The sequence below is a fragment of the Achromobacter sp. SIMBA_011 genome (genome assembly GCF_046535435.1).
GTDB classification, from domain to species: Bacteria; Pseudomonadota; Gammaproteobacteria; order Burkholderiales; family Burkholderiaceae_B; genus Achromobacter; species Achromobacter dolens.
In genome coordinates, this window is record NZ_JAWRWN010000801.1 from 1 (window position 1) to 256 (window position 256).

The following is a 256-nucleotide window of genomic DNA, read 5'->3' on the forward strand; positions in this document are numbered from 1 at the left end:
CGGCGAAAACCCCGGCCATCAAGCCGATGAGGACAGGCACCCAAAGCCGCGCGGATTCAATCTTGTCCTCGCGGTAGATGATGAATTCCTTGATGAAGGCAAGGATGGCGATGGCGATGGCGGCACTGATGAAAGGCGCCAGAACCCACGCGAAAGCGATACTGCCGAGCGACAGCCAGTCGACCGCCCCGATGCCATAGGCTGCCATGCCCGCGCCGGCAACGCCACCGACCACCGTGTGGGTGGTGGAAATCGG

At 62.5% G+C, this 256-nt stretch carries 1 protein-coding gene; it reads right to left on the minus strand.

Annotated elements, in window-relative coordinates:
• A partial coding sequence (locus SB816_RS33195) for an inorganic phosphate transporter (RefSeq protein ID WP_410548403.1) occupies positions 1–256 on the minus strand: 256 nt, incomplete at both ends.